The organism is Novosphingobium sp. 18050, assembly GCF_902706195.1.
In the GTDB taxonomy this organism is placed as follows: domain Bacteria; phylum Pseudomonadota; class Alphaproteobacteria; order Sphingomonadales; family Sphingomonadaceae; genus Novosphingobium.
Window position 1 is genome coordinate 1 of the sequence record NZ_CACSJO010000061.1, and the last position, 4,432, is coordinate 4,432.

The following is a 4,432-nucleotide window of genomic DNA, read 5'->3' on the forward strand; positions in this document are numbered from 1 at the left end:
CGGCAGAGTAGAACCGTCCATGGCGGGTGTGGCTTTCCTGAAATGACGTCGATCGGCTTAAGCAACCAAATCATACGTTAAATCAGTGCTTTACGCCACATCCGCCAACCCGCGTGAATTTTCCGGGTTAGATATTTTCGTGTTCTTCGGGACGGACCCTGTACCGCTTCTAAAAATGCGCCCTTTGAACGTTTTTAAGCGGATTACTGGATGATTTCCGCATGGACTACATAGCGCCAGGGACCGCGCCGGATGGTGTCGAAGGGAAAGCATGTCGTCAGGTCCAGTCGTTCGCCCGACGTGCTGTCGGGCACGGCGTAGCGGTCCCAGCGCACTACGTCCGTGCCGGTCACCCGGTAACGTCGTTTCAGCCCGGCGCGGGTTTCCAGAGTCACGACATCGCCCCTGTGCAATTCGCGCAGGAAGCGAAAATGCGTGTCGCGGTGGGCGGCGATGACGGCGGTGCCCGGCTGGCCCGGCGCTGCCCCGCCGGGCAGCAGCGTGGGCCCGAACGCCAGCGCCTGCCCCGATCCGCTGTCCAGAACCATGCGCGTCACGCCAAGCCGCTGCACCGAAAGCCGGGCGAGCGGCGTCATGTCAGCCCAGGGCCAGGGCCTGCGCGGCCTGTGGTCTGCAAGGCTGCGCGCGAAGGCGCGTTCCAGCAGGACCTGTGCGGCCACCGCCTTGGCCGGAACGTAAAGGCCGCGCCCGATCTCGGCCACGCCTGCAAGGCATAGCGCGGCCAGCAGGATAACGCAGAGGCCGCGTTTATGCGCGGCCTCCCTGATACGCGGGAGCAGGATCATGCTGCCCTCCGGCGCATCAGCCCGGCAAGCCCGGCAAGGCCCGCCAGCAGCAGCGCACAGCCCTTGCCGATCACGCCGAGAAAGCCGGTGGCGGTCTGCGGGAGTTCCAGCGCCTGCGCCTGCATGGCGGCAAGATCGCCCGAGCCTTCCCCGCCTGCGGCCCGCTGCGCGGCCTGTCCGAACAGGCCGTCGAAATCCCAGCCTGCGGGAAGGTTGATCGGCAGTTCCTCGCGGGTCAGGCGGGCGCCGTCCGGGCGCGAGGGCGTTTCATCCACGGCGACAAGGCTGGTCCGGCCGGTCACGATCCCGTTTTCCATGCCCACCCGTTCGATTTCGGCGTCTGCCGCCGTGTCGTCCAGCTTGCCGAGCGCGCGGTCTGCCTCGATGTCCGTGACGCGGCGCCGGGCCCAGAGCTTTTCCACTGCCGGGCTGGGCAGGGCGGCGGCCAGGTCTACCCGCCGTTCCCACAGCTTGCCGCCGATCCTGCCGCTGACAGTCAGCGTGCCGGCAAGGTGGTCGCTGCGGCCCACCAGCACCAGCGGGCGGCCTGCATAAACATCGGGCAGGCGCGAGGGCGTCAGGTCGAGCGAGCCGCCCTCCACCCGCACCGACAGGTCGCGCACTGCCGGATGGCTCAGCACGTCGAGCAGCGGCATCATCTTCGCCGCCACTTCGCCGGGCGCGCCGACATGGGTGTAAACGCCGCCGCCGATGGTGGACATGCGCTCCATCAGATAGTCGTTGGGGGCCGAACCGATGCCGACCATGAACACATGGCTGCGTCCGCCGTCGGCGCCGATGGCGGCCATCATCTCGCGTTCGTTCGAGATTTCTCCGTCGGTCATGAACACGATCTGACGCAGCACGTCGGGATCGCTCCCGCCGCCGGCATCTGCCAGCGCGGCGCGCAAGGCGGGAAGCATTTCTGTGCCGCCCTGCGCTTCGAGGGAAGCGGCGAAGCGGCGCGCCAGTGCGACCTGATCGGGCGTGGCGGCCACGCTGTGCTCGAACAGGCGGGTCATGGTGTCGTCGAAACGGATCACGTTGAAGTGGTCCTGCGGGCGCAGCGTTCCCAAGGCATGGATCAGGCTGGCCTTCGCCTCATCCATCGAATCTCCGCCCATTGAGCCGCTGTTGTCGATAACGAAGACCATTTCGCGCGGAGGCGTGGGCAGGGCGGACAGATCGGCAGGCGGCGTCACCGAAGCCATTACGTAATCGCCCTTGGCGGTGTGCTGGGCGAATAGGCCGAGCGTGGGGTCGGCCGAGGCGGATCGCCATTCCAGCACGAAGTCGCGGTCTGCCGGGACGGTGCTATCGGCCAGCCGGATGGTGCGGTCGTTCAGCGCGCCGGATACATTGACGCGGTGATAGCGGCTGATGAGGTTGGCGACATCGAACCCGGGCGCAAGGCGGACCGCGATCGAGGTGGGGTTGAGGCCCCCGTTCAGTTTCGCACCCAGCTTGGGATCGAGGACCGGCGCGGCTGTCACCGCATTCGCATCCGCCACGGCGGCATCCGAAGCCAGGGTATGGGGCGGTGTGTAGCGCGGTCCCACCACCAGTGGCAGGCGCAGCGAGAACGTGCCGTTGGCTTGGGCCACCGGGGCCTGATACTCGATCGCGATCAGCACCGTCTCGCCGGGGCCGACATTGGCGACCATGGTGGAGAACATGTTGGGCCGCTGCTGTTCGACCAGTCCGGCCTTGCGTCCGCTGGCCTTGGCCTGCTCATAAGTGGCGCGGGCTTTCTCTCGCGGCTGGATGCGGCCGACGATCACGCGCTGGCCCACCACCATCTTCAGCGAATCCACCGTGCCGTCCTGCGACAGGGGATAAAGGTAGCTGGCCTCCATCCACTTGTCGGAAGTGTTGCGAAATGCCTGGGTGACGCGCACGCGGGCCACCTGCCCGGTGACGTTCACCTCCATGTCTGTGCCAAGCCGGACGGCGGGCAGAGCTTGGGCAATGCCCTGGCCGCGCAGCATCAGGGTGCCGGCTGCAGGTCCATCGTCGGGCGCGGCGTCCTCCCCCGCTTCATCGGAGGCGAGGGCGGCTGTGGCATGCAACGCGAAGGCGACTGGCGCACCCAGCGCCAGCACGGCGACGGGGATCAGGGCGCTGCGAAAAGCGAAGGAATGCGGCATGGTTCGGCTCCATCGAAGGTACGGAACCATTCCTTTATGTGCAGGGGCTTGCGCACAGCCACGAGCAGTTTCGGCCTGTTCCTGCCGCGCCGTGTGGGGGAAGACGCACAATGACGGCGGTGTTGACGGGATGTCCGCATTTGTGTGCAAATAGGCGCAATGACTATGCCCACGAACATTACGCCCGAAGACGCATCCGAAGCCGACACGATATCCCCGGAAGGTGCGGAGATCGGTCGCCGCGTGCGTGAGGAGATTGCACGCCGCCGTATCTCGCGTCAGGCGCTGGCGGACATGGCGCGCATCAGCCTGTCCACACTGGAGAAGGCGCTGGCTGGAAAACGCCCTTTCACCTTGGCCACGCTGCTTCGGATTGAGGAAGCACTGGGCGTCAGCCTGCGCGCTGGCTTTGCAGCGCAGGCGCCGAGCGGAGGCGATGTCGCGCCCGAGGCGATGGGCGCCTACGCCCGCTCGGCGGTGACCTGGCTTGAAGGGCGCTACCTCACCGTGCGGCCCAGTTTCGGCACGCCGGGCGGCCTTTTCGCCTATCTCACCACGATCCGCTGGGTTCCTGAGAAGGCATGCCTCTGTTTCGCGGAATCGGGTCGTTCCGACGCCCGCTTCGAACAGGCAGGGCAGGTTTCGATGCCCAACCTTTCCGGGCACATTTATTTGGTAACCAACGAGCAGGGGCAATACCGTCTCGCCATCCTGTCGCGCCCGACCATCGACGGCGGCCTGCTAGGCATCCTGACCACGCTGGAAGTCGGGCACGGCTCGCAGCTCGTCCCCGCCGCGGCGCCGCTCGCCCTTGGCAAGCTACGCGATGGGGAGGACACGCAGTTCGGCCTCGTCACTCCGGATATGCCGCATTTCGCAGCCTACCGTGAAATGCTGAACCGTTCGACAGAGGGTGACTTCGCCCGCCTTCACGTCCCCGGCTGAACAGCGCTTCGCATATCTTCATTACAGGCGCTGCTAATGTGGAGCAGCGACCTGGCTGGATGAAAAGCCGCCGTGCGGGACGGGAGGCAGATCCACTTCGGCGCGATTTTAAGCCCGTCGCCCTACTGCGGGCTTGAAGAGTGCTGGCCAAGCCCGGTTTTCGGCTCGTTCAACGGGGGATAATTCCCATATGACGATCCGGCGAATGGGCTGGATCTTGGGTGGTCATTTGTTCGAGAAACGGCGCAAATCTGGGGTTGTGGGAGTTTCATGAAGCTTTTTTGAAATAGAGTGTTGACCGAATCGAGGGTGGCTCTTAGAGGGCTGTTCACCGCAGCGGACCATCTGGTTGTTGCCGCGGTTGCCGACATTGGACGGGCATCTGGCTCTCTCCCTAATCGCAAGAAGCGGGGGATGAGTGGTTGTCCGGGTTTTTTGTCTGGTTGTGCTTTTTGACATTGTAGGTTTTTGATGAAGGGACATGTGGGCGACGGCGCCTGCTCCTGGGGCTTCAGGGCTCGGGGTGGCAGTATT

3 protein-coding genes are annotated in these 4,432 nt (G+C 65.2%); 1 reads left to right on the forward strand and 2 read right to left on the reverse strand.

The annotated features are described in order from the left end of the window. Positions 1 to 203: 203 nt before the first annotated feature. Positions 204 to 806: a class GN sortase gene (locus GVL61_RS24265; protein WP_159983822.1), complete on the reverse strand. Its 603-nt coding sequence runs from the start codon at positions 804 to 806 to the stop codon at positions 204 to 206. Beyond that, positions 803 to 2,953: a marine proteobacterial sortase target protein gene (locus GVL61_RS24270; protein WP_159983824.1), complete on the reverse strand. Its 2,151-nt coding sequence runs from the start codon at positions 2,951 to 2,953 to the stop codon at positions 803 to 805. The genes GVL61_RS24265 and GVL61_RS24270 overlap by 4 nt, the downstream gene beginning before the upstream one ends. A gap of 165 nt (positions 2,954 to 3,118) precedes the next feature. Between GVL61_RS24270 and GVL61_RS24275 the strand changes: the two genes are divergently transcribed. After that, the gene (locus GVL61_RS24275) at positions 3,119 to 3,898 is read left to right on the forward strand and encodes a helix-turn-helix transcriptional regulator (protein ID WP_235037900.1); all 780 of its coding nucleotides are present in this window, start codon (positions 3,119 to 3,121) and stop codon (positions 3,896 to 3,898) included. Positions 3,899 to 4,432 lie beyond the last annotated feature (534 nt).